This window comes from Deinococcus sp. YIM 134068, assembly GCF_036543075.1.
In the GTDB taxonomy this organism is placed as follows: domain Bacteria; phylum Deinococcota; class Deinococci; order Deinococcales; family Deinococcaceae; genus Deinococcus; species Deinococcus lichenicola.
Genome location: NZ_JAZHPF010000013.1, coordinates 76,815 through 102,597, shown reverse-complemented (window position 1 = coordinate 102,597; position 25,783 = coordinate 76,815). Strand labels below are relative to the sequence as shown.

27 protein-coding genes and 1 tRNA gene are annotated in these 25,783 nt (G+C 68.8%); 19 read left to right on the top strand and 9 right to left on the bottom strand.

The genetic code is table 11. The features are described 5' to 3' along the window. Positions 1–292 precede the first annotated feature (292 nt). From V3W47_RS13315 to V3W47_RS13295, 5 genes are read left to right on the top strand one after another with little or no spacing between them, the layout of a single operon-like run. Positions 293–2,011 carry a sensor histidine kinase gene (locus V3W47_RS13315; RefSeq protein WP_331825703.1) on the top strand — a complete coding sequence of 573 codons (1,719 nt, stop codon included), beginning with the start codon at positions 293–295 and terminating at the stop codon, positions 2,009–2,011. Then, positions 2,008–3,063 (top strand): toast rack family protein, encoded by a 1,056-nt coding sequence (locus V3W47_RS13310; RefSeq protein WP_331825702.1) that lies wholly within the window; start codon positions 2,008–2,010, stop codon positions 3,061–3,063. Before V3W47_RS13315 ends, V3W47_RS13310 begins: the two co-directional genes overlap by 4 nt. Then, positions 3,060–3,737, top strand: a complete 678-nt coding sequence (locus V3W47_RS13305; protein WP_331825701.1) for a response regulator — start codon at positions 3,060–3,062, stop codon at positions 3,735–3,737. The genes V3W47_RS13310 and V3W47_RS13305 overlap by 4 nt, the downstream gene beginning before the upstream one ends. Beyond that, positions 3,734–4,159: a hypothetical protein gene (locus V3W47_RS13300; RefSeq protein ID WP_331825700.1), complete on the top strand. Its 426-nt coding sequence runs from the start codon at positions 3,734–3,736 to the stop codon at positions 4,157–4,159. The genes V3W47_RS13305 and V3W47_RS13300 overlap by 4 nt, the downstream gene beginning before the upstream one ends. A 51-nt stretch (positions 4,160–4,210) precedes the next feature. Continuing rightward, complete coding sequence (locus V3W47_RS13295; RefSeq protein ID WP_331825699.1) at positions 4,211–4,615, top strand: DUF3995 domain-containing protein; 405 nt, start codon at positions 4,211–4,213, stop codon at positions 4,613–4,615. Positions 4,616–4,674: 59 nt separating this feature from the next. Here the strand turns inward: V3W47_RS13295 and V3W47_RS13290 are convergent, their stop codons facing one another. From V3W47_RS13290 to V3W47_RS13280, 3 genes are all read right to left on the bottom strand, one after another. Then, complete coding sequence (locus tag V3W47_RS13290; protein WP_331825709.1) at positions 4,675–5,421, bottom strand: chlorite dismutase family protein; 747 nt, start codon at positions 5,419–5,421, stop codon at positions 4,675–4,677. A gap of 83 nt (positions 5,422–5,504) precedes the next feature. After that, complete coding sequence (locus tag V3W47_RS13285; RefSeq protein WP_331825698.1) at positions 5,505–6,527, bottom strand: aldo/keto reductase; 1,023 nt, start codon at positions 6,525–6,527, stop codon at positions 5,505–5,507. Between the two features lie 50 nt (positions 6,528–6,577). Then, positions 6,578–7,489, bottom strand: a complete 912-nt coding sequence (locus V3W47_RS13280; protein ID WP_331825697.1) for a TPR end-of-group domain-containing protein — start codon at positions 7,487–7,489, stop codon at positions 6,578–6,580. 211 nt (positions 7,490–7,700) lie between these two features. Here V3W47_RS13280 and V3W47_RS13275 point away from each other — a divergent pair, with 211 nt between their 5' ends. Further along, on the top strand, positions 7,701–8,135 hold the full coding sequence (locus tag V3W47_RS13275; protein WP_331825696.1) for a DUF5872 domain-containing protein: 435 nt from the start codon (positions 7,701–7,703) through the stop codon (positions 8,133–8,135). Between the two features lie 86 nt (positions 8,136–8,221). Here the strand turns inward: V3W47_RS13275 and V3W47_RS13270 are convergent, their stop codons facing one another. Then, positions 8,222–8,806 (bottom strand): hypothetical protein, encoded by a 585-nt coding sequence (locus V3W47_RS13270; protein ID WP_331825695.1) that lies wholly within the window; start codon positions 8,804–8,806, stop codon positions 8,222–8,224. Positions 8,807–8,871: 65 nt separating this feature from the next. Between V3W47_RS13270 and V3W47_RS13265 the strand changes: the two genes are divergently transcribed. Continuing rightward, complete coding sequence (locus V3W47_RS13265; protein ID WP_331825694.1) at positions 8,872–9,234, top strand: VOC family protein; 363 nt, start codon at positions 8,872–8,874, stop codon at positions 9,232–9,234. A gap of 53 nt (positions 9,235–9,287) precedes the next feature. Here the strand turns inward: V3W47_RS13265 and V3W47_RS13260 are convergent, their stop codons facing one another. After that, entirely contained in the window at positions 9,288–10,403 is a 1,116-nt protein-coding gene (locus V3W47_RS13260; protein ID WP_442877226.1) for an AI-2E family transporter, read from the bottom strand. A 191-nt stretch (positions 10,404–10,594) separates the two neighbouring features. Here V3W47_RS13260 and cysS point away from each other — a divergent pair, with 191 nt between their 5' ends. The 8 genes from cysS (at position 10,595) to V3W47_RS13225 (ending at position 18,505) form a co-directional block, all read left to right on the top strand. Then, positions 10,595–12,067 (top strand): cysteine--tRNA ligase, encoded by a 1,473-nt coding sequence (gene cysS, locus V3W47_RS13255; RefSeq protein ID WP_331825693.1) that lies wholly within the window; start codon positions 10,595–10,597, stop codon positions 12,065–12,067. A gap of 248 nt (positions 12,068–12,315) precedes the next feature. After that, positions 12,316–12,900: a YcjF family protein gene (locus V3W47_RS13250; RefSeq protein WP_331825692.1), complete on the top strand. Its 585-nt coding sequence runs from the start codon at positions 12,316–12,318 to the stop codon at positions 12,898–12,900. A gap of 10 nt (positions 12,901–12,910) precedes the next feature. Further along, entirely contained in the window at positions 12,911–13,414 is a 504-nt protein-coding gene (locus V3W47_RS13245; protein WP_331825691.1) for a hypothetical protein, read from the top strand. Next, positions 13,372–14,241: a metallophosphoesterase gene (locus tag V3W47_RS13240; RefSeq protein ID WP_331825690.1), complete on the top strand. Its 870-nt coding sequence runs from the start codon at positions 13,372–13,374 to the stop codon at positions 14,239–14,241. The genes V3W47_RS13245 and V3W47_RS13240 overlap by 43 nt, the downstream gene beginning before the upstream one ends. A 326-nt stretch (positions 14,242–14,567) precedes the next feature. After that, on the top strand, positions 14,568–16,082 hold the full coding sequence (locus tag V3W47_RS13235) for a glycine--tRNA ligase (protein ID WP_331825689.1): 1,515 nt from the start codon (positions 14,568–14,570) through the stop codon (positions 16,080–16,082). Positions 16,083–16,156: 74 nt separating this feature from the next. Then, positions 16,157–16,369, top strand: a complete 213-nt coding sequence (locus tag V3W47_RS19705; protein ID WP_442877225.1) for a DUF1272 domain-containing protein — start codon at positions 16,157–16,159, stop codon at positions 16,367–16,369. A 38-nt stretch (positions 16,370–16,407) separates the two neighbouring features. Continuing rightward, positions 16,408–17,664 carry a kynureninase gene (gene kynU / locus V3W47_RS13230; protein ID WP_331825688.1) on the top strand — a complete coding sequence of 419 codons (1,257 nt, stop codon included), beginning with the start codon at positions 16,408–16,410 and terminating at the stop codon, positions 17,662–17,664. A 1-nt stretch (position 17,665) separates the two neighbouring features. Beyond that, complete coding sequence (locus tag V3W47_RS13225) at positions 17,666–18,505, top strand: tryptophan 2,3-dioxygenase (RefSeq protein WP_331825687.1); 840 nt, start codon at positions 17,666–17,668, stop codon at positions 18,503–18,505. Between the two features lie 45 nt (positions 18,506–18,550). Here V3W47_RS13225 and V3W47_RS13220 read toward each other — a convergent pair whose 3' ends face one another. The 3 genes from V3W47_RS13220 to V3W47_RS13210 all read right to left on the bottom strand — a co-directional run bounded on the left by V3W47_RS13220 (position 18,551) and on the right by V3W47_RS13210 (position 20,571). After that, entirely contained in the window at positions 18,551–19,360 is an 810-nt protein-coding gene (locus V3W47_RS13220) for a hypothetical protein (RefSeq protein ID WP_331825686.1), read from the bottom strand. A 46-nt stretch (positions 19,361–19,406) separates the two neighbouring features. Further along, positions 19,407–19,913, bottom strand: a complete 507-nt coding sequence (locus V3W47_RS13215) for a mismatch-specific DNA-glycosylase (RefSeq protein WP_331825685.1) — start codon at positions 19,911–19,913, stop codon at positions 19,407–19,409. Between the two features lie 61 nt (positions 19,914–19,974). Continuing rightward, positions 19,975–20,571 carry a sulfite oxidase-like oxidoreductase gene (locus tag V3W47_RS13210; protein WP_331825684.1) on the bottom strand — a complete coding sequence of 199 codons (597 nt, stop codon included), beginning with the start codon at positions 20,569–20,571 and terminating at the stop codon, positions 19,975–19,977. A gap of 244 nt (positions 20,572–20,815) precedes the next feature. On the opposite strand from V3W47_RS13210, the gene V3W47_RS13205 reads away from it, so the two are divergent. Beyond that, entirely contained in the window at positions 20,816–21,736 is a 921-nt protein-coding gene (locus V3W47_RS13205; RefSeq protein ID WP_331825683.1) for a DUF4032 domain-containing protein, read from the top strand. A 165-nt stretch (positions 21,737–21,901) separates the two neighbouring features. Here the strand turns inward: V3W47_RS13205 and V3W47_RS13200 are convergent, their stop codons facing one another. Then, complete coding sequence (locus V3W47_RS13200; RefSeq protein WP_331825682.1) at positions 21,902–22,771, bottom strand: DUF8692 domain-containing protein; 870 nt, start codon at positions 22,769–22,771, stop codon at positions 21,902–21,904. A 169-nt stretch (positions 22,772–22,940) separates the two neighbouring features. Here V3W47_RS13200 and V3W47_RS13195 point away from each other — a divergent pair, with 169 nt between their 5' ends. The 3 genes from V3W47_RS13195 to V3W47_RS13185 all read left to right on the top strand — a co-directional run bounded on the left by V3W47_RS13195 (position 22,941) and on the right by V3W47_RS13185 (position 25,781). Further along, positions 22,941–23,273, top strand: a complete 333-nt coding sequence (locus tag V3W47_RS13195) for an Asp23/Gls24 family envelope stress response protein (RefSeq protein ID WP_331825681.1) — start codon at positions 22,941–22,943, stop codon at positions 23,271–23,273. Between the two features lie 52 nt (positions 23,274–23,325). Beyond that, positions 23,326–24,897, top strand: coding sequence for a DAK2 domain-containing protein (locus V3W47_RS13190; protein ID WP_331825707.1), 1,572 nt, complete (start codon positions 23,326–23,328; stop codon positions 24,895–24,897). A 750-nt stretch (positions 24,898–25,647) separates the two neighbouring features. Further along, positions 25,648–25,781: transfer RNA gene (locus V3W47_RS13185), tRNA-OTHER, on the top strand. The last annotated feature ends 2 nt before the right edge of the window (positions 25,782–25,783 follow it).

Below are 25,783 nucleotides of genomic sequence, written 5' to 3'. Positions count from 1 at the left end.
CAGTCTGGAGCTGAGCCAGGACAGCCTGGTAGAGTCGAGGAGCGTCCCCGGCGGCATTTTCAGTTGTCACAAACAGAAAGTGTCCCCTACCGGGGACGCTTTCTCATACTTTCTGTCAGGCGGTCAGGTCGGGGCACTCAACGCACCCAGGAGCAGGAAGGGCAACAGGGCTTTTTGAACTTGCACCGATGAAGCGTAAAGAGCAGAACCTTTCGTTCCCCTTACTCGCGCCCACCTCCCTTCCCCCTTTCGGCGGACGCCTCCCCCACCTCTTCCCGCCTACGCTGCGGGCATGATGGAGGTGATGACGGGGCCAGCCGCGCACGGGCACGAGCGCCGGGAGGGGCCGCTGGCCGACCTCCTGAGCGCGCGGACCTACCGCGTGGCGCTCTACGTGGGGCTGGCGCTGCCCTTCGGGGGGCTGGTCTTCCTCCTCCTCGCGGCGGGGACGCTGGCGGGGGTGCTGACGCTGCCGCTGCTCGTGGGCGCGGGGGTGCTGCTGGGGACGCTGTGGCTGGTGCCGGGGCTGGCGGGCGTGCAGCGGTGGCTGGCCGGGCTGCTGGGGGTGGAGTTCACGCGGGTGCTGCCGCCCCCGGCCCACGCGGGGGCGCTGCCCTGGCTGCGCGCCACGCTCTCCGACGGGGCGACCTACCGGGCGCTGATGTTCCACACCGTCCAGCTTCCGCTCGCCGCGCTGTGCTGGCTGGTACTGGGCGGACTGCTCGGCGTGTCGCTCCTCGCGCTGACCGCCCCGCTGTGGGTGGGGCGACCCATCCTCCCCGTGCTGTGGGACGGTGGGACGGTCGCCCTCTCCGGTCCCGGCGCGGCGGGATTGGTGCTGGCGGGCCTCGGCGGGCTGATCGTCACGGCGGGGGTGCTGAACCTGCTGGGGCGGGTGTGGGCGTGGCTGGCCTTCGCGCTGCTGGCGAACCGCGAGAGCGAGGTCAACGCCCGGCGCGAGGTCGCGGCCCTGCGGCGGGCGGCGGGCCGGGTGGCCCTCGGGGACGACCTGGGGGCGACCCTCGCCGACCTCGCGGGGCAGGCGCGGGCGGCGAGTACCGCGCGGGCGGTGGCCCTCTGTGCCCCGGACGGCAGCGTGCGAGCGGCGAGCGGCCCCGATCACCCGGCGCTGCACGGCCCGGCCCCGGCGCTCCCGGCGGGGGGCGCGGACGTGCGATATGCGGCAGACGGGACCGTGGCGACCCTCCCGGTCGTGGCGGGCGGGGCGGACGGCGGCACCCTGCGCGCCGTGTACGCGCCGGGGCGGGGGCCGGGGCCGGACGAACTCGCCTTTCTCCTGAGCATCGCCGACCACGCGGGCACGGCCCTGCACGCCGCCGAACTCATCGCGCGGGCGGGGGCGCGGGCCGGGGAGCAGGAACGCGCCCGCCTCGCCCGCGAACTCCACGACAGCGTGGCGCAGGCGCTGTACGGCATCACCCTGGGAGCCAAGACCGCCCGCGCCACCCTGGGCCGCGACGAGGTACGGACCCGCGCGAGCCTCGACTACACCATCCGGCTCGCGGAGGGCGGCGTCTCGGAGATGAAGGCCCTGCTCTTCAGCCTGCGCCCCGACGCGCTGGAGGAGGGCGGGCTGGTCGCGGCCCTGTCGCAGCACGCGCACGCGCTGGAGGCCCGCCACGGCCTGACCGTCCACGCCACGCTGGGGGCCGAGCCGCCGCTGACCCCGCCCGCTCAGGCCGCCGCCTACCGGGTAGCGCAGGAGGCGATGCACAACGTCGTCAAGCACGCCCGCGCCTCGCAGGTGTGGCTGACGGTGGAGACCGGGGAGGAGGGCGTCACGGTGCGGGTCCGCGACGACGGGCGCGGCTTCGACCCGGCGGCCCTGCCGGGCGGCACCCTCGGCCAGCGCGGAATGCGCGAGCGGGCGCGGGAGGTCGGGGGCACGCTGGACGTGACGAGCGCGGCGGGCACGGGCACCACCGTCACCCTGACTCTGCCCGCCGCGCCGCGTCCGTCTCCCCTTCCCCCGGCGGAGGTGGGCGCGTGACCGTCGCCCGTCGCCCCCCCGACCGCCCGCTGCCGCCCGTCCTCGCGCGCATCGCCCTCGGGTTATTCGTTGTAGCAGGCGGCGGGGTCTTAGGGTGGAACGGCACGCGGATCACGCCCGTTCCCGGCCTGAATACCGTTCAAACGCCCCTGCGCGTTCCCCTCGCCGGGGCCGAGGCGCTCGACGTTCGGCTGGAGGGCGACCGCACGGCCCTCCTCGTCTCCGGGCTGGCGTGGCCGGAGCGGGCGGCCCTCGTGGGCACGGCCACCCGGCGGGAGCGCAATCCGGTGAGCCTGGGCACCCAGCGGCGGGCGGGCACCCTTCAAGCCGGGGTGCAGCTCAACGTCAAGCCGCTGGGCGGGGGCGTGGTCCGCAATACCGCCGGTCTGCAACATCGGCTGGACGTGGGACTGACGCGGGGCGTGCCCGTCACCCTCTCCACGGACACGTACAGCGGCGACACGCGGCTCGACCTCCACGCACTGCGGCTGCGGGCGCTGAACGTGCGCTCGCGCTTCGGGGACGTGACGGCGACGCTGCCGGGACGCCAGAGCGGGGCGCTGACCTTCGTGACGCTGGGGGGCGACGTGACCCTGCGCGCCCGGCCCGAGTGGCGCTCGCCCGCCCTGCGCGTGAACACCGAGAGCGGCGACGTGAGCCTGGAGTTGGGCACCGCCCGCGCCGAGGCCGTATATGTGGGCACCCGCAGCGGCGACGTGACGGGCGAGTTGCCGCGCGGGGAGCGCCTGAGCGTCACCACCGGGTCGGGCGACGTGAGCCTCAGCGTTCCCGACGGGGCGGCGGGGTCCCTCGACGTGCGCTCGGAGGCGGGCCGGGTGAGCCTGCGCCTCCCGCGCGGCCTCTCCATCCGCGTGCGCTTCACCGACCGCCACGCCGCCGAGTTGCCGTCCGGGTGGGTGCGGCAGGGGGCCACCGCCGCGAGCGACCCGGAGGCGCTGGAGACCCCCGACCTCGACCTCTTCCTCGACGCGCAATCGAGCCGCCTCACCCTGCGCGACCCCGACCTCCCCGAAGGAGACCTCCTGCCATGACCGACCCCGCCCCCACTGTCTCCGCTGCCCTCCCCTCCCCCACCGTGCGCGTCCTGCTCGTGGACGATCACGCCGTCGTCCGGCACGGGCTGAGGCTCTTCCTGGGGCTGGACCCCTCCATCGAGGTCGTCGGCGAGGCGGCCAACGGGGAGGAGGCGCTCGCGCAGGCAGAAGTCCTGCGTCCCCAGGTCGTCGTCATGGACCTGATGATGCCCGTGATGGACGGCATTCAGGCCACCCGCCTCCTGCGCCGCCAGCATCCCGACACTGAAGTGATCGCCCTCACCAGCACGCTGGAGGAACACAAGGTCAACGGGGCCATCGAGGCCGGGGCCGTGGGCTACATGCTCAAGGACGCTTCCTCGGACACGCTCGCCGACGCCATCCACGCCGCCGCACGGGGCGAGGTCCGCCTGCACCCAGAGGCCGCCCGCCGCCTCGTGCGCGACTTCCGATCCCCCGACATGCGCGAGACGCTGACCCCGAAGGAAACCATCGTCTTGCAACTCATCGCGCGGGGCCACTCCAACCGCGACATCGCCGCCGATCAGGGCGTGAGCGAGGCGACCGTGAAGACGCACGTGAGCCGCCTCCTGAGCAAGCTGGGGTTGGAGAGCCGGACACAGGCGGCGCTGTACGCGCTGCGGCACGGGCTGGCGCGGTTGGAGGAATGAGGAGGCCGCCGCTCCGTCCCTGGCTGTGGCCGCTGCTGCCCCCGGTGGTGGTGGCGCTGACCTCGGCGCTCCTACCGCTGATCGTCCTGTGGAGGTGGTATGGGCGTGGGTCGGCCACCTGGCCCGATGTTCTCCTGGTCCTGGGCGGGTCGGTGCTCACTACGCTGACTCCCGTCCTCGTCCCGCTGCTCGTCGTCCTGCTCGTGCTGCGTGCCCACGCCGCGCGTGACGGCGTGCTGCGGCCCCGGCTCTCGGCCTTTTGGGGCCTGTGTCTGGGGGTGAGTGCCAGCGTGGTGCTCTACGCCCTGGGGATGCTGTTCGGCCTCTCGTTGACTGCCTTCGCGCCGCTTCCGCTCCTGATCGCGCTCTTTCTGGGCCTTCCCGTCATCGGGTATGGGGTGGGGCGCAGGCTGGGAGGGTGAGGCGGGTGCCGGAGGACATTCCGCCTGAGTCCTGCGGCGTTTGATAATCCCATGCCCCCACCCCCGGTTCGTGCCGCCGCCGCCCTTCTCACCGCGACGCTGGCAGGCGTGCATGTGTATTGGGCCGCCGGAGGTCGGGCCGGGATGGCAGCCTCCCTTCTCCAGAACGACGAGGGCCAGCCGCTCTTCACGCCCCCACCCGTGATGACGCTGGGTGTGGCGGCGGGACTGGCGACCATGAGTGCGGCGGCTCTAAACGCCAACTCCCCCCGGATGCGCTGGCCCCTGCGCCTGATCGCGTTGGTGTTCCTGCTGCGGGCCGTGGGAGACGGTCGCTGGGTGGGCCTCACACGCCAGCGACGCGGGACCGCATTCGCCCGCAACGACGCCCGCCTCTACACACCGCTCTGTCTGGTGTTGGCTGCCTTGTTCGGCGCGCTCGGCTGGAGGAGATAAAGGCGAAGGCAGAAGGCCACCCCTCCCGCCCCCTGCCCTCGCCTTTCCGCCTTCCGCACCTACCCCAAATCCTCCATCACTGCGCTCAGTTCCTTCTTCACGCACGTGAACATCGGCGTATCCCTCAGCGTGTACATGCTCGCCTCGGTGTAGCGCAGGCGGTGAACGAGGTCCACGAACTCCTGCGGGTAGTCGGAGTCAAAGGACACCACGAACTCCTGATCGTCGATGCCGTAGGAATACGAGGTATTGATCCGCACGCCCTTGAAGGGGCCGGAGGCGTGGATGTGCTCGTCCATCATGCCCTGGCGCGAGTGCGGCGTGAGGTCGTACCACGCCCGCGTCTTGATGAAGGGGTAGATGAACAGAAATTGCCCCTGCCCCGGCAGAATCTCCAGCCCGTGCCCGCTGCCCTCGATGCGGTTGACGTACTGGCTGCGCTTGTTCATGGAGACGAAGTTGAACGGCTGCGTCAGGTAGCCCATCAGCCGCGTGCGGTTCAGGCGGGCCTGCGCGTCCTGAAACTCCCGCACATCGAAGGCGATGCGCCATAGCATGAAGTCCACGTCACTCCGCACCCCGACGAGGCTGTAGCTGCGCTGGATCAGGCCCTTCTCGGCGGGGGCATCCGTGACCCAGCCCTGTGCGGCGGCGAGGAACTCGGCCTTCAGCTCCTCGCGCTCGGCCTGGGGCAGGCGGCGGAAGGCGGGGTCCAGTTTGAAGAAGGCATAGTTCAGGAATTGCCGCTGGGCGCGATCGGCCTCCCGCCCCGTCACCTGCCCGCTGGGGTCGAGGTCCACCATCATCTTCGGGCGGGCGGGACGGCTCCCACCGGAGGCGGGCGGCGTCTCCGCTGACGGCTGACCGCTGACGGCTGATGGCTTCTCCGTCACCGCGCCACCTCCTGCCCGCGCAGGTCGGTCATGAGGCCGAAATTGTCGCGGTAGAGCGCCTGAATCTCGTCGTACTCGGCGTCCGTCAGGGGCGCGGCGGCAAAGGTCGCGGCATACTCCTCCAGCCCCTTCTCGTCGTAGATGTTGGGCAGAATACTCGCCATCGCCGGGGAGCGCAGGGCGAACTGGAGGGCGAGCTGGCCGATGGTCCGACCGTCCAAGAAACGCTCGTTCAGTTGCTCGACCTTCTTCAGCCCGTCCTCCATCCACGCCTTGCGGCGGGCGTTCGTCGTCATCCGCCAGTTGCGGTGGTCGCCCGGCTCGAACTCGGTGTCCAGCGTCATGTACCCCTCCAGCAGCCCGGAGGCGTGCGGCACGCGGGCCATCACGCCCACGCCCTCCTGCTCGGCCACGGGAAGAATCTGCTCACCGAGGACCTGTTCGAGCAGGTTGTAGATGATCTGGGTGGGCGCGCGGCGCTCGCGGACGCTGGCGATGCCCTCCTCGATCTGCCGCTCGTTCAGCGCCGGGCCGAGGGCGGTGCCGTAGGCGCGGATCAGGCCCTCCGACTTGAGCTGGTCCAATTCCGCCCACAGGTCGTCATTGCGGATGGCGTCGAGGCGGCAGTTGTGAAGCTGGTAGTAGTCGATGCGGTCGGTGCCCAGCCGCTTGAGGGAGCCTTCCAGCGCCCGGCGGAGGTACGCGGGCGTCCAGTCGTGCGGGCGCTCCTGCTGCCCCGGACGGTCGGGGTGGTTGTAGATGTCGTAACCGAACTTCGTGCCGATCACGATCCGGTCGCGCACGTCGCCGAGCGCCCGGCGCTGAATCTCCTCCGCCCGGCCCGAGGCGTAGGTGTCGGCGTTGTCGAAAAAGGTCACGCCGAGGTCGTAGGCGCGGCGCAGCAGCCGCACGGCCATGTCCTCGTCCTTGACGCCCCACCACGTCGTCCCCACCGTCCAGACGCCGAAGCCCACCGCGCTCACGGTAAGGTCGGTTCCCAGCAACTTCCGGTATTCCATGCGCGGAGTATCCCACCGCCCCACGGGGACAATGCACCCCGAACGAGCGGTCAGGCAGGAGGAGCGGCCAGCCACGCCAGCGCCCCAGCGCGCACGGTCTCCCAGTCTTTAGGGTGGGTGTGGCCGCCCGCATGCATCCATTCTCTGACGGGGGCGTTTACCGCACGCAACCGCTCGGCCAGCACCAGAGCGCGGGCGGTGTGTGGGTCCGCTTCTCCCAACACCAGGGCGACGGGCACCTGTGCCGGAGATTCAGGCCACCACCGGAGGTCCGCCGCGAGGCTCGGAGCCACGGCCAGCACGCCTGAAGCGGGCACCGCGCCTGTTATGACGTTTCGCAACGCCACCCCTGCCCCCGCGCTGAATCCGGCCCAGATGGGGCGTCCACCCAACCCACGCGTCCACTCCCCGGCCTCGGCGTCGGCCTGCGCCGCGTCGTCCCAGACGAACGCTTCCGGGCCGCCGTACTGCCCGCTGCCCGCGAGAGCGACCCGCCAGCCCTCTCCAGCCAGGTCGGCGTAATGGGAGCGCAGAGCTTCCGAGGTGCCCGCGTTGCCGTGTAGGGCGATCAGCGTTCCAGATGGAGTGCCCTCCGGCTCCAGCAAGGTCAGGGAGGGTTGGTGTCGCCCAGCCTCCACACGCTGCCGTTCCCGCCAAGCCGCAAGCAACGCCACAAAACGCGGGTGGTCCCGGATGGGCGAGAGATCAGCGTCCCGCTCCAATAGCACGGGCGCGAACCAATCGCCCCGGTCACGCACACGTTCCAGCGCCTCCACTGCCGCCTCTGGCTCCCCTAACGTCGCGCGCAGACAGGCAGCCCAGAAATCCGCTCGTGCCCACTGCGCTGGGGTCAGGTCAGGCGGAGGCGAGGACAGGACATTCAACGCCTCACGGAACTCCCCCGCGCCGTGCCGCGCAAAGATTTCCTTCTGCCACGCTCCAAACGCTGTCTCTCCTGCCATGCGCTAGCCTACCCGCTCTCTGACGTACCTCGCACCCTATGCGGTCCTTCTCTTGGCCCCGTTCATAATCGGGCGGCTTTTATTCCCGCTTGAACATGGGTAACACCAGCCGGAAGTTCGGCACTCCCACGGCCATCATCAAGCCTTGAGATCACGCCCTAGCTTGCGGAACAGCCGCCGGGGTTCGTCCACCCTCGGGTCAGGAGGCCCCATGAACAAGAAGCCCGAGGAGAAGTACACCGACCCCGAACTCCGCGAACGCCTCAAGGACGAGATCATGGCGTCCGACAGGGGCGGTCAGCCCGGCCAGTGGTCGGCGCGCAAGAGCCAATTGCTCGTCCGCGAGTACGAGGCGCACGGCGGCGGCTACCTCGGCGAGAAGGACGAGGCCGCCCGCTCGCTGGAGGAGTGGACCGGGCAGGACTGGCAGACGGTGGACGGCGACGACCACGCGCGCCACGAGGGCAGCGTGAGCCGCTACCTGCCGAGGGCCGTCTGGGAAGCCCTGAGTCCCGAGGAGCGCCGAGAGGCCGAGCGCAGCAAGGTGCGCGGCTCGAAGGAAGGCGAGCAGCATGTGGACTGGCCCCCCGCCGTCCGCCGCGAGATGGAGCGGTTCGAGGGGGAGCAGGAGGGCAAGTCGGGGTGACGAGCGGAAAACCCGGCTGCATGATTTGACACTCGGTGCATACCGCGCTATCTTCTTTCCATCACCGCCTGAGAGGGCGGCTTTTTTTATGCCTTCTCGGGAACGGGGAAGACCAATCGGAGGTTCGACACACCCAGCGTCGGGCGTGGGCGGGCGTGGACGAGGGGCAGATGTAGACCGTCCGTGTGCAAAACGGTGAGACGGGCGGGCGAGACGTGTCCGGCAGCGTCCAGCGTCGTGAACAGCCAACCTTCCGCCCCGTCCAACGCAGGCTGCGCGAGCGTTCGCATCGCGGCGGGGAGGAGCGCGGTGGTCACAGGCAGACGCGGCCCGCCGACGCGGAAGGCAAGGTGCGCGACGGCCCGTCCATCCGAGTCGGTGACGCGCACCTGTCCCCTCTCCCACTCGAACTGGGCGAGTCGCTTGGGAATGCCCCAGTTGCGGCGGCCCCACGCCACGCTCTCGGACGTGCTGACGACGATGGACCGGACCTGTGGACGCGGCCCGGCGGGGCTGGCGACGGGAGCCTCCAACCACAGGAGTTCGTCGTAGGGACCGACGGGTGACTCAGCATACCGCAGCAGCATCAGGGCACCGAGCGGCGTACCAGGGGCCGGGGCGTACAGCGTCAGCAGCCCGCGTCCGCGCAGAGTCCAGGGGGGTGGGGGCATCGGGAGAGGGTACGCGTCGGAGCGCCCAGCCGCCAGCCTCGGGCGAATGCTCTACGCTCCCTCCCATGCTCAAGCACGTCTCCTTCCTCACGCGCGACCTCACGGCCACCCTCGCCTTCTACGCGCGGTTGGGCGGCGTGGTGGAGAAGGACGTGACGACGCCCGAGGGCTTCCGGCGCGGCGTGGTGCGGCTGGGCGGCGGGCGCATCCAGTTCTTCCAGATCGGGACGGAGACGCCGAATCCGCACTCGCATTGGGCCGAACACATCGCCCTGCACGTTTCCGGCCTGCGCGACCTCCTTCCCAACCTCCGTGCCGAGGGCGTCCCCGTGACCCGCGACCTCCAGCCCAGCCCCGGCGGGCGCGACATGGCGTTCGTGCAGGACCCCGACGGACGGCAGGTGGAGTTGCTGGAGGCAGAGGGTTAAAGGCAGAAGGCGGATGGCCTCAGCAAGCCTTCTGCCTTCGACCTTCCGCGTCCCTACGGCCCTTCCGTGTACACCCGGCTCGGATAGTAGTACTTCTCCAACAACAGCTTCCCCAACGCCACGGTCGGCACGGCCAGCAGCGCCCCCGTGAAGCCGAGCAGAGCCACGCCGACGAGGATGGCGACGAGGACCGTGATGGGGTGGAGGTCGGTGGTCCTGCTCAGGATGTAGGGGCTGAGGAAGTTGCTCTCGATCTGGTTGGCGGCCACGAAGATCACGACGACGAGGAGCATCGTCACCCAGCCCGACGGCAGGGCGAGCAGCAGCGCGGGCGTCGCGCCGATGATCGGCCCCAGATACGGCACGATGTTGAAGGCCCCGGCGAGAAAGCCGATGGCGGCGGCGCTGGGAATCCCGATCAGGGTGAGGCCCAGCCACACGAAGACGCCGATGAAGAGGGCGATCAGGAGTTGGCCGCGCACGTAGCCGCCGACCGCCGTGCCGATCAGCCCGCTCAGCTCCAGCACGCGCGGTTGCCAGGGGCGCGGGAAGGCGCGCAGCAGCGCCGTGTTTACGCGGCTGTAGTCCAGCATCAGGTACACGCTCAGCAGCAGGATGAGGAGGACCTGTCCCAGCACGCCGCCGATGGAGATCAGGCGGTTGAAGATGGACCCGGTGGAGTTGAGCAGGTTTTGCAGGATCGGGATAATGTTCTGGCCGAGGTTCTGCACGTAGGTCTGAACGGCCTCGGTGAGCCGACCCCGCACCCCGTCCAGCCCGGTCACGCCGCGCTCACCCAGCCAGGCGAACGAGCGGTCGAGCAGCAGGCTCAGGCGACCGATCTGCTCGGGCAGGTCGTCGAGGAGCTGGATGAACTGCGCCGACACGGTGACGAGCAGCACGCCCGCCAGCGCGAAGATGCCCAGGAAGATCAGGAGGACGAAGAAGACGCCCAGCCCGCGCGCCACCCGCCCCCGCTCCAGCCAGTTGAGCAGCGGATTGGCGAGGTACGCGATGAGGAAGCCCAGCGCGAAGTCCACCACCACGGTCGTGACGCGCCCCAGCAGGCGGTAGGCGACGTAAAAGGCCAGCCCGAACACGACCGCGCGCACCCACGGGCTGCGCCACACGTACTGGAAGGCGTTGGGCGGTCGGGGTGGGGCGATCACGCTCGCCATCATATCGGGCGGGCAGGCGGGAGCCGTCAGCCGTCAGCTCTCAGCCGTCAGCACTGACCGGCTCTGCTAGAGTGACCCCATGAGTCTCGCCTGTTGCCTCCCCTAGCGGTCAGCAGCGATCCTGCCGCCGCGCCCTCCCTTCATGTGGCGCGGCGGTTTTCTTTGTCTCCCAGGAGCCACCCATGACGCAACCGAGCGCCCGCCAGCCCGACCCCGATATCTTCCTGTACGACACCATGCAGCGCCAGAAGGTCCGCTTCACGCCGACCACGCCGGGCCGGGTGGGCATGTACCTGTGCGGGCCGACCGTCTACTCCGACGCGCACCTTGGGCACGCGAAGAAGGAGGTTGCCTTCGACGTGATCCGCCGCGCGCTGATGCACTTCGGGTATGCGGTGCGCTACGTCACCAACGTGACCGACGTGGGCCACCTCCAGAACGACTCCGACGACGGCGAGGACAAGCTGCTCGCCCGCGCCCGGTTGGAGAGGCTGGAGCCGATGGAGGTCGCCGACAAGTACTTCTGGTCCTTCGTGCGCGACATGGACGCGTTGAACGTCCTCAAACCGAGCATCAACCCCCGCGCGACCGGCCACATCCCCGAGCAGATCGCGCTGATCGAGGAATTGATCGAGCGCGGGCACGCCTACGAGGCGAACGGCAGCGTCTACTTCGACGTGCGGAGCTGGCCGGAGTACGGCAAGCTGTCGGGCCGGAAACTGGACGATCAGGAGGAGGGGACCCGCGAGGAGGTGCGCGAGGAGAAGCGCGACCCGCGTGACTTCGCCCTGTGGAAGCGCGCGGAAAGCGGCCACATCATGCGCTGGGAGTCGCCGTGGGGGGTGGGCTTTCCCGGCTGGCACATAGAGTGCAGCGCGATGAGCCTCAAGTACCTCGGCGAGGGCTTCGACATCCACGGCGGCGGGCTGGACCTCCAGTTCCCGCACCACGAGGCCGAGATCGCGCAGTCGGAGGCGGCGGGACACGCCTTTGCCCGCTACTGGATGCACAACAACATGCTCACCATCGGCGGCGAGAAGATGAGCAAGAGCAAGGGCAACTTCACGACCGTTCAGGACGTGCTCGCCGCCCACGACCCGATGGTGGTGCGCTTCCTGCTGGTGTCCAGCCACTACCGCTCGGTGACGGAGTTCAGCGACGCCGCCTTCGAGAGCGCCCGCAGCGGCTACCGCCGTCTCGCCGAGGCGCTGCACGAGGTCGAGCGCCGGTTGCCGGGTGCGCCGGACCGCGCCGATCCCGCCCTGCTCGCCAGGACCCAGGCCCATACCCGCGAGTTTGAGGACGCCCTGCGCGACGACTTCAACACGCCGCGCGTCATCGCCGCCCTCTTCGGCCTGACAACTGACGTGAATGCGGCGCTCAACGCTGGCCCGGTCGGGCGGGAGGCGCTGGAGGCCGCCCGCGATGCCTACCGCACCCTCGGCGGGGACGTGCTCGGCCTCTTCGCGGAGGGGGCCGCCGAGCGTCAGGACGACGCGGGAGTGGTGGACGCCCTGATGGACCTCGTGCTCAAGGCGCGGCAGAACTACCGCCTGAACAAGCAGTACGCTCAGGCCGACGAGTTGCGCGACACCCTGAGCGCCGTCGGCGTCACCGTGGAAGACACGAAGGAGGGACCACGCTGGCGGCGTTGAGGGGGAGGTAGACGCCCCGGCTCACGCCCCTCTCTTCCTGACTGGCGACTGGTCCCCGGTGACTCCTCCTGACGAACAGCCTGTCAGAAAGCTGTCATAGGGCATCCGTACCCTGTACTTGAGCGCCGAGCAATCGCGCTCTCCCTCCCCCTCCGAGGGCACGCCACTCCTCCCCGGCGTGCCCTCGTGCTTTTTCGTCTGGCCGGACCAATTTGGATGCCGGGCGGGTGCGGGGGTACACTCCCCCCATGCTGCCGCTGGTCAAGCAGGTGCTCGACAACTTCAACTTCGACGTGGACCCGGACCTGACGCAGGACGAGAACGTTGAGGAGGTCATCAAGAGTGCGGCCCTCCTGTCGGGTGCCATCGCGGTGGAACCCGTCCCCTTCGCGGACATCCTGCTGATCACGCCCTTGCAGGCGAAGATGGTCCTGCACATCGGCAAAATCTACGGCTTCGAGGTCACGCCCGCCCGCGCCCGCGAGATCGCGCAGGAACTCGGCGTCACCGTGGGCTACGGCGTCATCGCCCGTCAGGTCATGCGCGGCCTCGCCAAGCTCGCCCTGCCCGTCATCGGCGGCATCATCACCGCGCCCGCCGTGTACGGCTGGACCTTCGCGCTGGGGCGGGTGGCGCAGACCTACTTCGAGCGCAAGCGGCAGGGCCTCCCCTTCGAGAAGCGCGAGCAGGTGAAGGTGGTACAGGAGGCCAAGGAGCAGACCCGCCGCGTGCTGCCGAGCGCCCAGGACTTCAGCGACCTTGCCTCCGAGCTGCGCCGCCGCGCCGAGGAGAAGAACAAGGGGTCGGGGGACGGCCCCCGCAACCTCAACTGAGGGTCGGGGCGTGAGGCGTGCCCTCACCGTGGGTGCCCTCCTCCTCGCTGGTATCACCGTGGCGACCACACCTCCCACCTTCGAGGCCGTCCTGGCGACGTTGGACGCGGGCTACCGCATCATCTCGGTGCCCGACCCCGACAAGCCGCTGGCGCGGCTGCGCTTGCCCGACGGGCGACAGGTGGACCTCCACTTCGCGGGCTGTGCTCCCGGCCCCTGCCGTGAGGTCACGGTCGTACAGACCCTGCCCTGCTCCCTGTGCGACCTCGACGACAGCGATCTGCCGCTGCCCACCCAGGCGCAGGTGGAGGCGTGGAACCGGACCCGGCAGAGCACGGCCAGCCTCGGAACGAACTCACTCGGCGACCCGGCGGTGAGGCTCAGCCGCCGCCTGAACCTGCGCGGCTCGACCCCCGAAACCCAACTCGCCTGGCTGCGCGCCTTCTTGACGGAAACGGTCGTCTTCCGCGCATGGCTGAGCCGGGGTGGGCTGCCGCCGACGCCCCGGCCATGAAAACCCTGCTCACCTGGAAGGCCGATAGCTGGGACGGCTCCTGGCTTGTCATCCCCGACATACATGGCCACGCGGCCCGGCTGCGCGCGGCAATGGAGGTGGCGAACGGTCCCCATCGGCGGTCGCGCCTCGTCTTCCTGGGCGACCTGATCGACGACTCGACGAGGCGGCGGGAAGCGAGGCGGGCACGAGCAACCGCAGGAACTCCCGACGACTCGCGCGAGGTGCTGGAGACGGTGCGTTCCCTCGTGGAGTCGGGCCGCGCCGAGGTCCTGCTCGGCAACCATGAGGTCATGGCCACCGCTGGCGTGCTGGACGACGACCGGGCGCTGATGAACCTGTGGTGGAAGGTCGGGGGGCGGGAGGCCGCCGCATCCTACGGCTGGAGCGGGAAGGGGGACGCGGGCGCTCTGGCCGAGGACCTGCGCTGGCTGAGGGAACACGGGCGGCTGTGGCTGGAAGTTGGAGCGCCGGAGAGCCGGATACTCCTCTCCCACGCCACGCGCCCCAGCCCCGAACGCCTCGCAGGCGGCAGGAACCGGGCCGCCGATCTCCGGGATGACGCCGAGGACCACGTGGTGTGGTTTCCGCTGGGTCTCCATGCCGACAACGGCACCCGCCTCCGCGACCTGCCCCTGTTGCCGCCCGACTTCACCGCCAGCCTCCACGGCCACATGGAGACGCCCGCCCTCTGGACGCTGCTGGACCGGGAAGACAAGCCCGCCCTTCAGCTTGACCTCCACCCCGGCAAGCGCAAGTTGTGCCTGATGGTTGTGAGCGACGACGGCGAGATGAAGCCGCACATCACGTTCATTCCGCCCGACTGACCCTTGACCCCATCACCGACCTGCGCCACACTCTGCTCAGGCGTTGATCCGCAGGAGTACCGCCGCAAAGCAGTCAACGGCCCGACATGCCTCGGGTCATGAGCGAGCCTGAGACGGTGAGAGTCAGGCGGCCAGCGGCGACGGGAAGGGCGGCGGGGAGCCTGTTCAAACTGACAAAAGTGCCAGCATCGGCAGAGCGCCGGGCTGGAACTGGGGTGGAACCGCGTAGAACATGAAATCTGCGTCCCCAGGCGAGCATTCGCCGGGGCGTTTTTCTTTTGCCCTGCTCAGGGAAGCGCCTCGGCGGATGCGGGAAAGGAGAGGTTATGCCCGCACAGTCGATGGAAGAACTCGTCAGCCTCTGCAAGCGCCGGGGATTCATCTTTCAGGGGTCCGAGATTTACGGTGGCCTGCAAGGCTTCTACGACTACGGCCCCCTCGGCGTGGAGCTGAAGAACAACATCAAGGCCGCGTGGTGGCGCACGAACGTCTACGAGCGCGACGACATGGAAGGTCTGGACGCCTCCATCATCATGCACCGCCTCGTGCTGCGGCACTCCGGCCACGAGGCTACCTTCTCCGACCCGATGGTGGACAACCGCAAGACGAAGAAGCGGTATCGCCTCGACCATCTGGTGAAGGACCAGAAGGCGGACGTGGTGGCGAAAGTGGCCGAGGGCATCGGCGAGGATGCGGGGAACTTCCCGGCGGTGGTGGCGGCGCTCGTCAAGAATCCGGCGCGGGCATCTGAGGCGCTGATTGCAGCGGGCGTGCGCGACCCCTTCTCGGGCGAGGTGGGCGACTGGACCGAGCCGAAGCCCTTCAACATGATGTTCAGGACGACCATCGGCCCGGTCGCCGACGAGGACAGTTACGGCTACTTGCGGCCCGAGACGGCGCAGGGCATCTTCACCAACTTCAAGAACGTGGTGGACTCCACCAGCCGCCGCCTCCCCTTCGGCATCGCGCAGATCGGCAAGGCGTTTCGCAACGAGATCACGCCGCGCAACTTCATCTTCCGCGTGCGCGAGCTGGAGCAGATGGAGATCGAGTTCTTCTGCACGCCGGGAACGGACGAGGAGTGGCATCAGCACTGGCTCGAAAAACGCCTCGCATGGTGGGAGGCCCAGGGTGTGCCTCGCAGCAAGATCGAGATTCTGGACGTGCCGAAAGAGGACCTCGCCCACTACTCCAAGCGCACCTACGACCTGATGTACGACTACCCGACGCTGGGGCATGAGGAGATCGAGGGCATCGCCAACCGGAGCGACTACGACCTGGGCAGCCACACCAAGGCGCAGGGTGAGCTGGGGCTGGTGGCGAAGGTCGAGGAAAATCTCGATTCCGTCGCCAAGCTGACCATTCCCCACCCGGAGACGAACAAGCCCGTCGTGCCCTTCGTCATCGAGCCGTCGGCAGGCGTGGACCGCGCGATGCTCGCCGTGTTGTCCGAAGCCTTCACGAAGGAGACGCTGGAGAACGGCAACGAGCGCATCGTCCTCAAGCTGAGGCCCCACCTCGCACCGATCAAGGTCGCCGTGATTCCCCTCGCCCGTAACCGGGAGGAAATTACCAGCGTCGCCAAAGCGATCAAGGCCGAGCTTCAGGGCCTCGGCCTGGGCCGCGTGCTGTACGAGGATTCCGGCAACATCGGCAAGGCGTACCGCCGCCACGACGAGGTGGGCACGCCCTTTTGCGTGACGGTGGACTTCGACACCGTGGGCAAGGGGGAGGACGCGAGCCTGACGGACACCGTGACCGTCCGCGACCGGGACACGTTGCAGCAGGAGCGGGTGAAGATCAGCGAGTTGAGCGGGTGGATTCGGGAGAGGCTGCGGTAAGCGGCCAGCTTCCAGCCGCCAGCGACCAGCGAAGGCCCCTGCCGCGTGCGGGGGTTTCTTCGTATGCTCCCCACATGCTCAAGATGAAGCCCGCCTGCGAGCGGTGCCGTGCTCCCCTCCCGGCAGACGGCGAAGCGGCAATTTGCTCCTTCGAATGCACCTTCTGCCCGACCTGTGCGGGAGAGATGAATCTCGTCTGCCCCAACTGTGGCGGTGAACTTGTCGCCCGTCCCCGCCGTACCCGCTCGCCCGCATCGGCGGCGCTCGGTCGGCTCGCGCGGCGCTGAGGGCACACCCCCGCCCCACTTTCCCCTACCCTACCCCCATGACCCCACCCGACCTCCCCACCCTCCGCGATCTGGACACCCGCGACCCCCTGGCCTCCAAACGCGCCGAGTTCCTGCTTCCGGGCGGCGTGATCTACCTCGATGGCAACAGCCTCGGCGTGCTGCCCGCCCGCGTGCCCGCACGGGTCGAGAAGGTGGTGCGCGAGGAGTGGGGGGTGGACCTCATCCGCTCGTGGAACAAGCACGGCTGGATCGATCTGCCCGCCCGCGTGGGTGCCCGCATCGCCCGGCTGATCGGTGCGGACGCGGACGAAGTAGTTGCCGCCGACAGCACGAGCGTGAATCTATTCAAAGTGCTGTCGGCGGCGCTCCATCTGGCCGCGAGGAAGGACTCCCGGCGGCGCGTGATCGTGGCCGAGGAAGACAACTTCCCCACCGACCTGTACATCGCGCAGGGGCTGGCGGAGTTGCTGGGGGAGGCGCGGGCGGAGTTGCGGCTGGTCTCCCCCGCCGGGGTCGCGGACGCGGTGGACGACGAGACCGCCGTGCTGATGCTCACGCAGGTGGACTACCGGACGGGCGAGCGGCACGACCTCCCGGCGGTAACGCGGCGGGCGCAGGAACGCGGGGCACTCACCCTCTGGGACCTCGCCCACAGCGCGGGGGCCTTCCCGGTGGACCTGAACGGGGCGGGGGCCGACTTCGCGGTGGGGTGCGGGTACAAGTACCTGAACGGGGGACCGGGAGCGCCCGCCTTCCTCTACGTCGCCCGCCGTCATCACGCCTCCGCCCCCAACGTCCTGAGCGGGTGGATGGGGCACGCCTCGCCCTTCGAGTTCACGTCGCGGTACGCGGGCGCGTCGGGCATCCGGCAGTACCAGACGGGCACGCCGAGCATCCTGGGCCTGAGTGCGCTCGACGCCGCGCTGGAAGTCTTCGAGGACGTGGACATGGGGCAGGTGCGCGAGAAGTCGCTGAGCCTCACCCGCATCTTCATTGAATTGATGCGGCCCCTCTGTGCCCGCCACGGCTTCCGGCTCGTCACGCCGGGGGACGACGAGCGGCGCGGCAGTCAGGTCAGCCTCGCCCACCCGCACGGCTACGAGATCATGCAGGCCCTCATCACGGCGGGGGTGATCGGGGACTTCCGCGCGCCGGACATCCTGCGCTTCGGCTTCACGCCCCTGTACACCAGCCACGAGGACGTGTGGCACGCCGTCCAGACCCTCGAAACCGTGATGCGCGAGGGCCGCTGGCAGGACGCCCGCCACGCCGAGAGAAACGCGGTGACTTGAGATGACCCAGCGACCCGACGCCGATTCTCCCGAACGCGCCCAGACCGACTTCACCCGCTCGCTCTCCTACGGCGACTACCTGCGGCTGGACACGCTGCTCAGCGCCCACCAACCCCTCACGGGCGCGCACGACGAACACCTCTTCATCGCCGTCCACCACGTCTCTGAGGTGTGGCTGCATCTCATCAACGTGGAATTGCGGGCGGCCATGCGGCATCTGGAAGAGGGAGTGATCGACGCGCCGCTCAAGGGCCTGAGCCGGGTAGTGCGTGCCCAGGAGCAACTGACCCAGGCGTGGGAGGTCCTGAAGACGATGACTCCCGCCGACTACCTTCTATTCCGGGATGCGTTCGGGGCGGCTTCGGGCTTCCAGTCCGCCAACTACCGGACGATGGAATTTCTGCTCGGCAATCGTCACGCCGCGCTGCTCCGCCCCCACGCACACCGCCCGGACGTACACGGCCCGCTCGAAGCCGACTTCCAGGCCCCCAGCGTGTATGACCTCGCCCTGCGCCTGCTCGCCGCACGCGGCCTGCCCGTGCCCGACGAGGTGCTGAACCGCGACCGGACGCAACCGCCCACCGCGCACCCGGAAGTTCTGGCGGCGTGGCTCACCGTCTACCGAGACACCGAGCGGTACTGGGACCTATACGAACTCGCGGAGAAGCTGCTCGACGTGGAGGACAACTTCCGCCGCTGGCGCTACAACCACCTGACGACGGTGGAGCGCACCATTGGCTTCAAGACGGGCAGCGGGGGCACGAGCGGGGCCGGGTATCTGCGGCGGGCGCTGGAGACGGTGCTGTTTCCCGAGTTGTGGCAGGTGCGGACGGAGTTGTGAGGGGTTAGGGGTTAGTCGTTGGGAGAAGAGGGGGCTACTCTCTCCTCACTCCTTCCCGTACTTGCTCTCCAGATAGCGGCGCTGAGCGTCCAGCGTGCGGGTCCGCGCGCCCTGCCGCTCGCGGACGATCTCGCCCATGCGGCGCTCCATGAGGGCGAGTTGCTCCAGCATCAGGCGGTCGGCTTCGGGCGTGCGGGGAGCGGCGCGGTAGGTCCGCAACAGGTCGGGAAGGTCCTCTCGGGCGGCCTGCCGGGCGTCGTAGGCGTCGCGGCCCAGCGAGAGGTCGCCCGCCGTCAGCCGCAGGGCGTCGCGGGTGGCGAGTACGGTGGCCCGGAGCGCGGTGCGGGTGGGCACGGGCAGGACACGTTCGCCGCCGCGCAGAAGGGCGAGCAGACCCGCTTCATCGTTGTTCCTCGAAGCGCCCACCGCTCTCGGCTCCTCCAGCGTCACGAGGTCGGTATGGTCCTCCTCGCGCGCCCGGATCAGCAGGGCCGCCCGCCGTGCCGTCCACACCGCGCCCAGGGTGACGAGCAGCAGCGTGAAGGCGAGGAGCCAACCCGCCACATCGCTCCCGAACGCGGTGCCGAAGCCGAGGAGCAGCAGCAGCGGCCCGAGCAGGAGCGCCCCCAGCACACCCAGCGCGAGCAGCACGACGAGGCCGACCGCCCGCCGCACCACGCTTACCCCACGCCGGAGGCTCTGCGTCGGCCCACTGGACGGCGGCAGCCACGGGTCGCGTTCCCAGGCGTCGCGGGAACGGGCGGACAGGCGACGCGCCGGGCGAATCAGATACCGCACCACCCGCGAGCCGGTGCGGGCGGCGCTGAGGACGGTCATGGGGTCCACGGAGGGCATGATTCCCCAGGGTACGCGACGAACGCCGGGCTGGTTCCCGCGCCCCTCACGTTCCCATTTCCCTTTCCCCGCGCACTTCCCTCACCCGGTCCGCGAGCGCCTGCCACGGCCCGAGCTGGAAGTGGTTGTGCCCGAGCGGACTCGTGGACGGCAGCACCCAGACCTCAGTGCCCTCCAGCGGCAGGAGTTGAGGGCCGTAGGGGAGCTTGCCCGTCGGCAGCCCCAGCGTTTCGGAGGCACCGCGCTTGGAGGTGAAGGCGACAATGGCCGGCTGGTGGTGCCGGAGCTTGGCGCGCAGTTCGTCCGGTGCCCACGCCTCTGTGGGCAGGGCGGAGTCCACGCCGCTATGCCGCTTCGCCACGTCCGTCAGGCCGATGCCGTACTGAGGGAGGGTGGCGTACTCGCGCGGGGCGAGTTGTCTCGGCGTCAGCCCGACTTCGGCAAGGACCCGCCAGAACTTGTTCTCCGGGTTGGCATAATAAGCCCGCGCCCGCGCACTGATGCGGCTTGGTGCCGTGCCGACAAGTACGAGCGTCAGCCCCGGTTGCAGCACGTCCGGGACGAGGTAATCCTCGCCCGCTGGCGGCTGGCCGCTGGAAGCTGGCCGCCCATCCTCAGTCGTCGTCGTACCGCTCCTCCTTGAAGGGATCGCCCCGCATGTGATACCCGTTGCGCTCCCAGAAGCCCGGCCTGTCGGCGGCCATGAACTCCAGCCCGGTGAGCCACTTCGCGCTCTTCCAGAAGTACAGGTGGGGGACCACCAGCCGCAGCGGGCCGCCGTGCTCCGCGTCGAGCGGCTGTCCGTCGAAGGTGTGGGCGAGCAGGTTCTCAGGGCGGGTGAAATCGTCCAAACTGAGGTTCGTCGTGTACCCGCCGACGCTGTGCTGCATGACGTGGGTGGCTCCGGGCAGGAGCTGGAGATGCGCCATGAGGTCGGTGACGCGCACGCCCGTCCACGTCGTGCCCAGCTTGCTCCAGTGGGTGACGCAGTGGATGTCGTACGTCAGCGTCGTCTGCGGCAGGGCGAGCAGGTCGGCCCAGGTGAAGGTCCTCTCCTCCGCCAGCCCGAAGACCCGCACCACCACCTCCTCCGGCGCGTACTGCTGGGTCGGGCCGTAGGTCAGGACGGGAAAGCGGGTCGTCAGCGTCTGGCCGGGCGGCACCCGTCCGCCCATGTCGTCTGCGGGCTTCTTGAAGAACTTGCCGAGCATGGGCGCATTGAACGGCCCAGCGGTACGGTGACGGTAGAGGAACGCCCACCTTTTCGCGCTTTGTGAAGAAAGCCGCTACACCTCCATGAGCGCCTCCCCAACCGACCCTCAAGGCCCGCCGGACCGCTGTCAGGAAGCCGTAAGAGGAATAGGTGTACCATGTACACCAAGATCGGGGCGACTTCTCTCTCCCCGTGTCCATGCGCCCCGGTCCAGGTGCCTCACGGTACCGAGGAGACCCCGCATGCGAGCAACCGACCAGGCCAGACACGAGGTGGAACGCGCCCGCTTTCTGAGCGACGTGCGCGACCTGCTGGCGATCCTGCGGCGCGAACCGAACGAACTGCTGCCCTTCGACTGGGTACGCCACCTCGCGCCGCAGGGAGAACATACCCTCGGCCTTCAGACCATTTCCCTCGAACAGATCATCGGTTCCGTGGACCGGTACCGCGAATTCGACCGCCACTACCTGCCGAAGGAAAGGCACCTCGACGAACGCTGGATCGGCGTCCGGAGTGCCCAGCTCCAGGGCAAGGAGCTGCCGCCCATCCAGGTGTACAAGGTGGGCGACCTGTACTTCGTCAAGGACGGCAACCACCGCGTCTCGGTGGCCCGTCGCCAGGGCCAGAAGTACATCGACGCCTACGTCATCGAGTTGAACGTGACCGTGCCACCCGACGAGCACGACAGCCTGCGCGACCTGATCGTCAAGGGCGAGTATGCCCGCTTCCTGCACGAGACGAACCTTGACAAAGTGGTGCCCGGCCACCGACCGATCCTCTTCACGAGGCCGGGCCGCTACGACCGCCTGCTGGAACACATCCGCACCCGGCAGTACTTCCTCGACCGCAAGCCGGAACGCGCGGGGCTGCCCCCCGTCACGTGGGAGGAGGCGGTCGAGAGCTGGTACCGCCGCCTGTACCTGCGCGTCGTTCAGAACATCGAGGGGCACGACGTGATGGCCCGCTTTCCGGGCCGCACCGAGGCCGACCTCTACCTGTGGATCATGGACCACCGCTACTTCCTGACCGAGAAGTACGGCCACGATGTCGGCAGCGAGGAGGCGACCCGCGACTTCCGCGCCCACTACGCCCCGCCCCTGTACAAGCGGGTCGGCCAGCGCGTGCGGCTGCTGGTGCGGGGGCAGCTCGACCCGGCGACCTGAACCTGGGCCTTCACTGGCTGGTGGAGGCCCAAAGCGTGCGACTCCCCTGTTTTCCCGATGAGGGTGGGCTGTCAAACAGCCGATCAGCAAGGCGCGGATTCCACTCGTGGTCCGCGCCTTCCCTATAGAGCGGGAAGCGTGTGGCGTCGGCTTGGGAAGGCCGACCTAGCGGCTGAACTCCACCATCAGTTGCGTGCGCGAAAAGCCGAGGAAGTCCCTCACGTACAGCAGCAGGGTCCGCAGGAGGATCACCGCGCCCAGCATCTCCAGAACCTCCTGACTGCTCGTGAGGAGGATGTCCAGAATCCCGTGATGACCGGTGAGGAGAAAGCCCAGGGCCTCGCCGACTTCGAGGCCGACGGCACCGCCGACGAACAGGAAAAAGGCCAGACAGAGGGAGCGCCGGGTAGGAGCGGGCAGACCATTCACGAAGTTGCGGAAGTAGACCGCGAACAGGAGCACCAGGAGTGTGCCGGGAATAACCCAGGCATACACGTCGAAGAGGTTCAACACTCTTCCCAGCACCCCGCCCACGGTTTCGTGGAGCTGCAACCACTCGTCCGCCGCCATCAGGAAGAGAACGGCGCTGAGTAGCCCCCAGTACCTCGGCCCGGAGGAGGAATGGGCGGAACGGCCTCCCAGCCGCGCGACGAGAAACGTCACACAGCCGCACACAAGGAGCATAACTACCGAGAAGAGGGCAGGAATGTTGCCCTCACCGTTCAGGGTAGTCGAATTGTGAAGCAGGGTCCCCGCTGGAAGGTCCGGGGAGAAGTAGACGGCAAACTCGAAGACCAGGCTGGCACACAACAGCACGGCGACGACCCCGTAGAGAAGGGTGGCGAGCCGGTCGATGGAGAATTGAACGCCGAGCCTGAGTCGGTCGTCGACGGCGGAGGTGCGCGTGCGGACGCTCCACTCCCCCGCCTCCGCCGGATGAACGGCACTTCCGTCTGGCCCAAGTAGCCCCCGAGAATGCCTGTCCAGACGAGAGTCGTGGGAAAAGCCACGTTTTTCTCCAACCGGTTTTTCCACAGCTTCCTCCGTATGTGAAAAACTATACACAACAACTGTTGAGTTCGTCTCCCTCCTCTCGGGGATGGGGGTTGGACGGGGGGAAGCTGGAGACCCCATGCGGCGGCGAACGACTCTCCTCGTCAGTTGAGAAGAAGCCTCCCCACGCTCGCGTATACTGCCCCCCACTGTGACCGGCACCATCACTATCACCGAGGCGGCGCTCGCCTCGCTTATCGGCCTGACGGCGCACGAGATTCCGGGCGTCGTCGGCATGGCCCCCGCCACCCTCAAGGAGGGCATCTCACGCGTGCTGGGCCGCGCCAACGCCCGCGAGGGGGTGGTGATCGCCCGCGAGGGAAGCGCCTACCACGCCGACCTGTACGTGGTGGTCGCCTACGGAGTGAGCATCCCCACGGTCGCGCGCAACATCGTGGAGCGGGTGGAGCACACCGTCCGCACCCAGGCGGGCATCACGCTCGGGGCGACGCGGGTTCATGCGGTGGGGGTGCAGCGTGCCTGAGTCTCCTCAGAATGGGCACACCACGAGCCTTAAGCCCGCCGACCTCGCGCGGATGCTGCGGGTGGCGACCGACTGGCTGGGCGTGTACCGCGAGCAGGTCAACGCCCTGAACGTCTACCCGGTCCCCGACGGCGACACGGGCACGAACATGCACCTCACCATGCAGTCGGTGCGGCGCGAACTCGACACCTGCGACGAGACGCAGATGGCGTCGGTCGCCCGCGCCATTTCTTACGGGGCGCTGCTGGGGGCGCGCGGCAACTCCGGGGTCATCCTCTCGCAACTGCTCAAGGGCTTCGCGGAGGTCGTGCGCGAGAGGCAGGCGGTGGACGCGGGCACGCTCGCGGCGGCCTTCCGTGCGGCGCAGAAAGCCGGATACGGGGCCGTCATGAAGCCCGTCGAGGGCACCATCCTCACCGTGGCGCGCGGCGTGGCGGACGGGGCCGAGGGACCGCGCGACGCCGAGACGGTGGACGCCGTGCTGGAGGGGGCACTCTTCGGCGGGCAGCGGTTGCTGGACCAGACGCCCGAGATGCTCCCGGCCTTGAAGCAGGCGGGCGTGATCGACTCGGGCGGGCAGGGCTACCTGTACATCGTGCAGGGGATGCTCGCGGCCCTGCGCGGCGACGAGCTGCCGGAAGCGCCGGAGATCACCGGCTACGCGCAGGAGCAGTTCGAGACCGAGGAGTTCGGCTACTGCACCGAGTTCCTGATGTCGGAGGCGACCAAGCCCATCGAGGAGATTCGGGACCTCGTTTCTCCCTTCGGGGACAGCCTGCTCGTCGTGGGGGCCGAGGGCTACGTCAAGGGCCACATCCACACGAACGAGCCGGACGAACTGCTCGCCACGGTGGGCCGCTACGGCAAGATGCTCAGGACGAAGGTGGAGGACATGTCCGAGCAGCACACCGAGATTCTGGGCATGGCGGGTGCGGTCGCCCGCGCCGAGGAGGAGTTGCCCCCCTCCGGCCTCGTGGCGGTGGCGAACGGCTATGGCCTCGTCAAGCTGTTCCGCTCGCTGGGGGCGCGCATCGTCTCGGGCGGGCAAACGGCCAATCCCAGCGTGCAGGACATCGTGGACGCGGTGCGGTCGGTGAGCGCCGAGAAGGTCCTGATCCTGCCGAACAACAAGAACGTGCTGATGGCCGCCGAAAAGGCGATGGAACTCATGGAGGGCCGCGCGGTCGTCGTGCCCACGCGCACGCTGGGGCAGGGGATGGGGGCCGCCCTCGCCTTCCAGCAAGGCACCGACGCCGAAAGTTTGAGGGCCGGAATGGAGGCCGCCGCCGCCCGCGTCACGACCTTCGAGGTCACGCGCGCCAGCCGCACGACGAACATCACGACGAGGGACGGGCGCACGCTCGACATCGCCGAGGGCGACGTGATCGGGTTGCAGGACGACGAACTCGTGCAGTCGGGCGGCACCCCCGAGGAGTCCGTGCTGGAGATGCTGCGCCGGGGCTACACCGATCAGGAGGTCATCACCGTGTTCGGCGGGCCGCAGAAGACGCAAGGCGACCTTCAGGCGCTGGCCGAGCGCATCGGCGCGGAGTTCCCCGGTGCCGAGGTGGAGACGCACGCGGGCGGGCCGGACCTGTACGACTACCTCGTGACCATCGAATAAATCGGGAAAGTGGAGCGCCGGGGCAAGGATGCTCCGGCCTTCTGCCTTTTGCTCTCTGCCCTCTGCGCCTTTCGGCCTACTCCCCCCCTGCGCCATGCAGCCAATATCCTCTGCCCCGCCGTGCCCCTAGACTCTGCCCCAGGTGAGGCGAGGCGTCCCGCGCCAAGCTTCGCCGACCGGGCCGGAGACGCTGGGTTCTCTGCAAAAGAACTCCCAGCGTCACCCACTCGCCCGGTCTTTCCTTTCGAGGACCACGCCGCACACGCTCAGGGCCGACTGGTCACAGTTATTTCACCACGCCGGAGGAATTGTGCCCCGCGCACATCTCCGTGGCCTCCCCCTCGCCCGGCTCCGGGCCGAAGCGAGAGAGTCATCTTTCCCGACCCCTCATGGTGGGTGTTCAACCCCTCCGTATCCCTTGTCCCCGACTACATCGGCGGGCCGACGCGCGAGGGTTCTCGGTGAACTTGGTTCGACTCCAAACACCCACCCCACAACATCACGTCGGAGGCGATGAACCTCCGACGCTCTGGCGGCGACGAGAGCGAGTCGCGCCGGTCTGTTACACACCAACTGACGAACCAGTTGGCTTCTCAGGGCACGCCTGCGGTAGCCCGCTACGTTCTGCCCTGACGGACCTGCCCGGCCCGGAGCGTGGACGACTCGTCTTGCAACGGAAAGGCGGCATTTCAGCACAGGCTCTTTCTTCGTCGTCCGTCATCACTCTAACGAACTGCTCTTCAACCTATGGGAACGGTAGCTCAGCGGACAGAGCACTTTGCCTGACCACCCCTTGCCCCCTGTTCTACGGAAGAGGCGGGCCGAAGGTCCAGGCTTATCGACTTCGGATCGAGAGGTCGCGGGTTCGAATCCCGCCCGTTCCCAC

Bases quoted from the DNA above. Each gene is read 5' to 3' on its own strand.
- V3W47_RS13315 (WP_331825703.1), top strand. From the start codon at position 293: ATGATGGAGGTGATGACGGGGCCAGCCGCGCACGGGCACGAGCGCCGG.
- V3W47_RS13305 (WP_331825701.1), top strand. From the start codon at position 3,060: ATGACCGACCCCGCCCCCACTGTCTCCGCTGCCCTCCCCTCCCCCACC.
- V3W47_RS13300 (WP_331825700.1), top strand. From the start codon at position 3,734: ATGAGGAGGCCGCCGCTCCGTCCCTGGCTGTGGCCGCTGCTGCCCCCG.
- V3W47_RS13295 (WP_331825699.1), top strand. From the start codon at position 4,211: ATGCCCCCACCCCCGGTTCGTGCCGCCGCCGCCCTTCTCACCGCGACG.
- V3W47_RS13290 (WP_331825709.1), bottom strand. From the start codon at position 5,421: ATGATGGTGGACCTCGACCCCAGCGGGCAGGTGACGGGGCGGGAGGCC.
- V3W47_RS13285 (WP_331825698.1), bottom strand. From the start codon at position 6,527: ATGGAATACCGGAAGTTGCTGGGAACCGACCTTACCGTGAGCGCGGTG.
- V3W47_RS13280 (WP_331825697.1), bottom strand. From the start codon at position 7,489: ATGGCAGGAGAGACAGCGTTTGGAGCGTGGCAGAAGGAAATCTTTGCG.
- V3W47_RS13275 (WP_331825696.1), top strand. From the start codon at position 7,701: ATGAACAAGAAGCCCGAGGAGAAGTACACCGACCCCGAACTCCGCGAA.
- V3W47_RS13270 (WP_331825695.1), bottom strand. From the start codon at position 8,806: ATGCCCCCACCCCCCTGGACTCTGCGCGGACGCGGGCTGCTGACGCTG.
- V3W47_RS13265 (WP_331825694.1), top strand. From the start codon at position 8,872: ATGCTCAAGCACGTCTCCTTCCTCACGCGCGACCTCACGGCCACCCTC.
- cysS (WP_331825693.1), top strand. From the start codon at position 10,595: ATGACGCAACCGAGCGCCCGCCAGCCCGACCCCGATATCTTCCTGTAC.
- V3W47_RS13250 (WP_331825692.1), top strand. From the start codon at position 12,316: ATGCTGCCGCTGGTCAAGCAGGTGCTCGACAACTTCAACTTCGACGTG.
- V3W47_RS13240 (WP_331825690.1), top strand. From the start codon at position 13,372: ATGGCTGAGCCGGGGTGGGCTGCCGCCGACGCCCCGGCCATGAAAACC.
- V3W47_RS13235 (WP_331825689.1), top strand. From the start codon at position 14,568: ATGCCCGCACAGTCGATGGAAGAACTCGTCAGCCTCTGCAAGCGCCGG.
- V3W47_RS19705 (WP_442877225.1), top strand. From the start codon at position 16,157: ATGCTCAAGATGAAGCCCGCCTGCGAGCGGTGCCGTGCTCCCCTCCCG.
- kynU (WP_331825688.1), top strand. From the start codon at position 16,408: ATGACCCCACCCGACCTCCCCACCCTCCGCGATCTGGACACCCGCGAC.
- V3W47_RS13225 (WP_331825687.1), top strand. From the start codon at position 17,666: ATGACCCAGCGACCCGACGCCGATTCTCCCGAACGCGCCCAGACCGAC.
- V3W47_RS13220 (WP_331825686.1), bottom strand. From the start codon at position 19,360: ATGCCCTCCGTGGACCCCATGACCGTCCTCAGCGCCGCCCGCACCGGC.
- V3W47_RS13210 (WP_331825684.1), bottom strand. From the start codon at position 20,571: ATGCTCGGCAAGTTCTTCAAGAAGCCCGCAGACGACATGGGCGGACGG.
- V3W47_RS13205 (WP_331825683.1), top strand. From the start codon at position 20,816: ATGCGAGCAACCGACCAGGCCAGACACGAGGTGGAACGCGCCCGCTTT.
- V3W47_RS13190 (WP_331825707.1), top strand. From the start codon at position 23,326: ATGCTGCGGGTGGCGACCGACTGGCTGGGCGTGTACCGCGAGCAGGTC.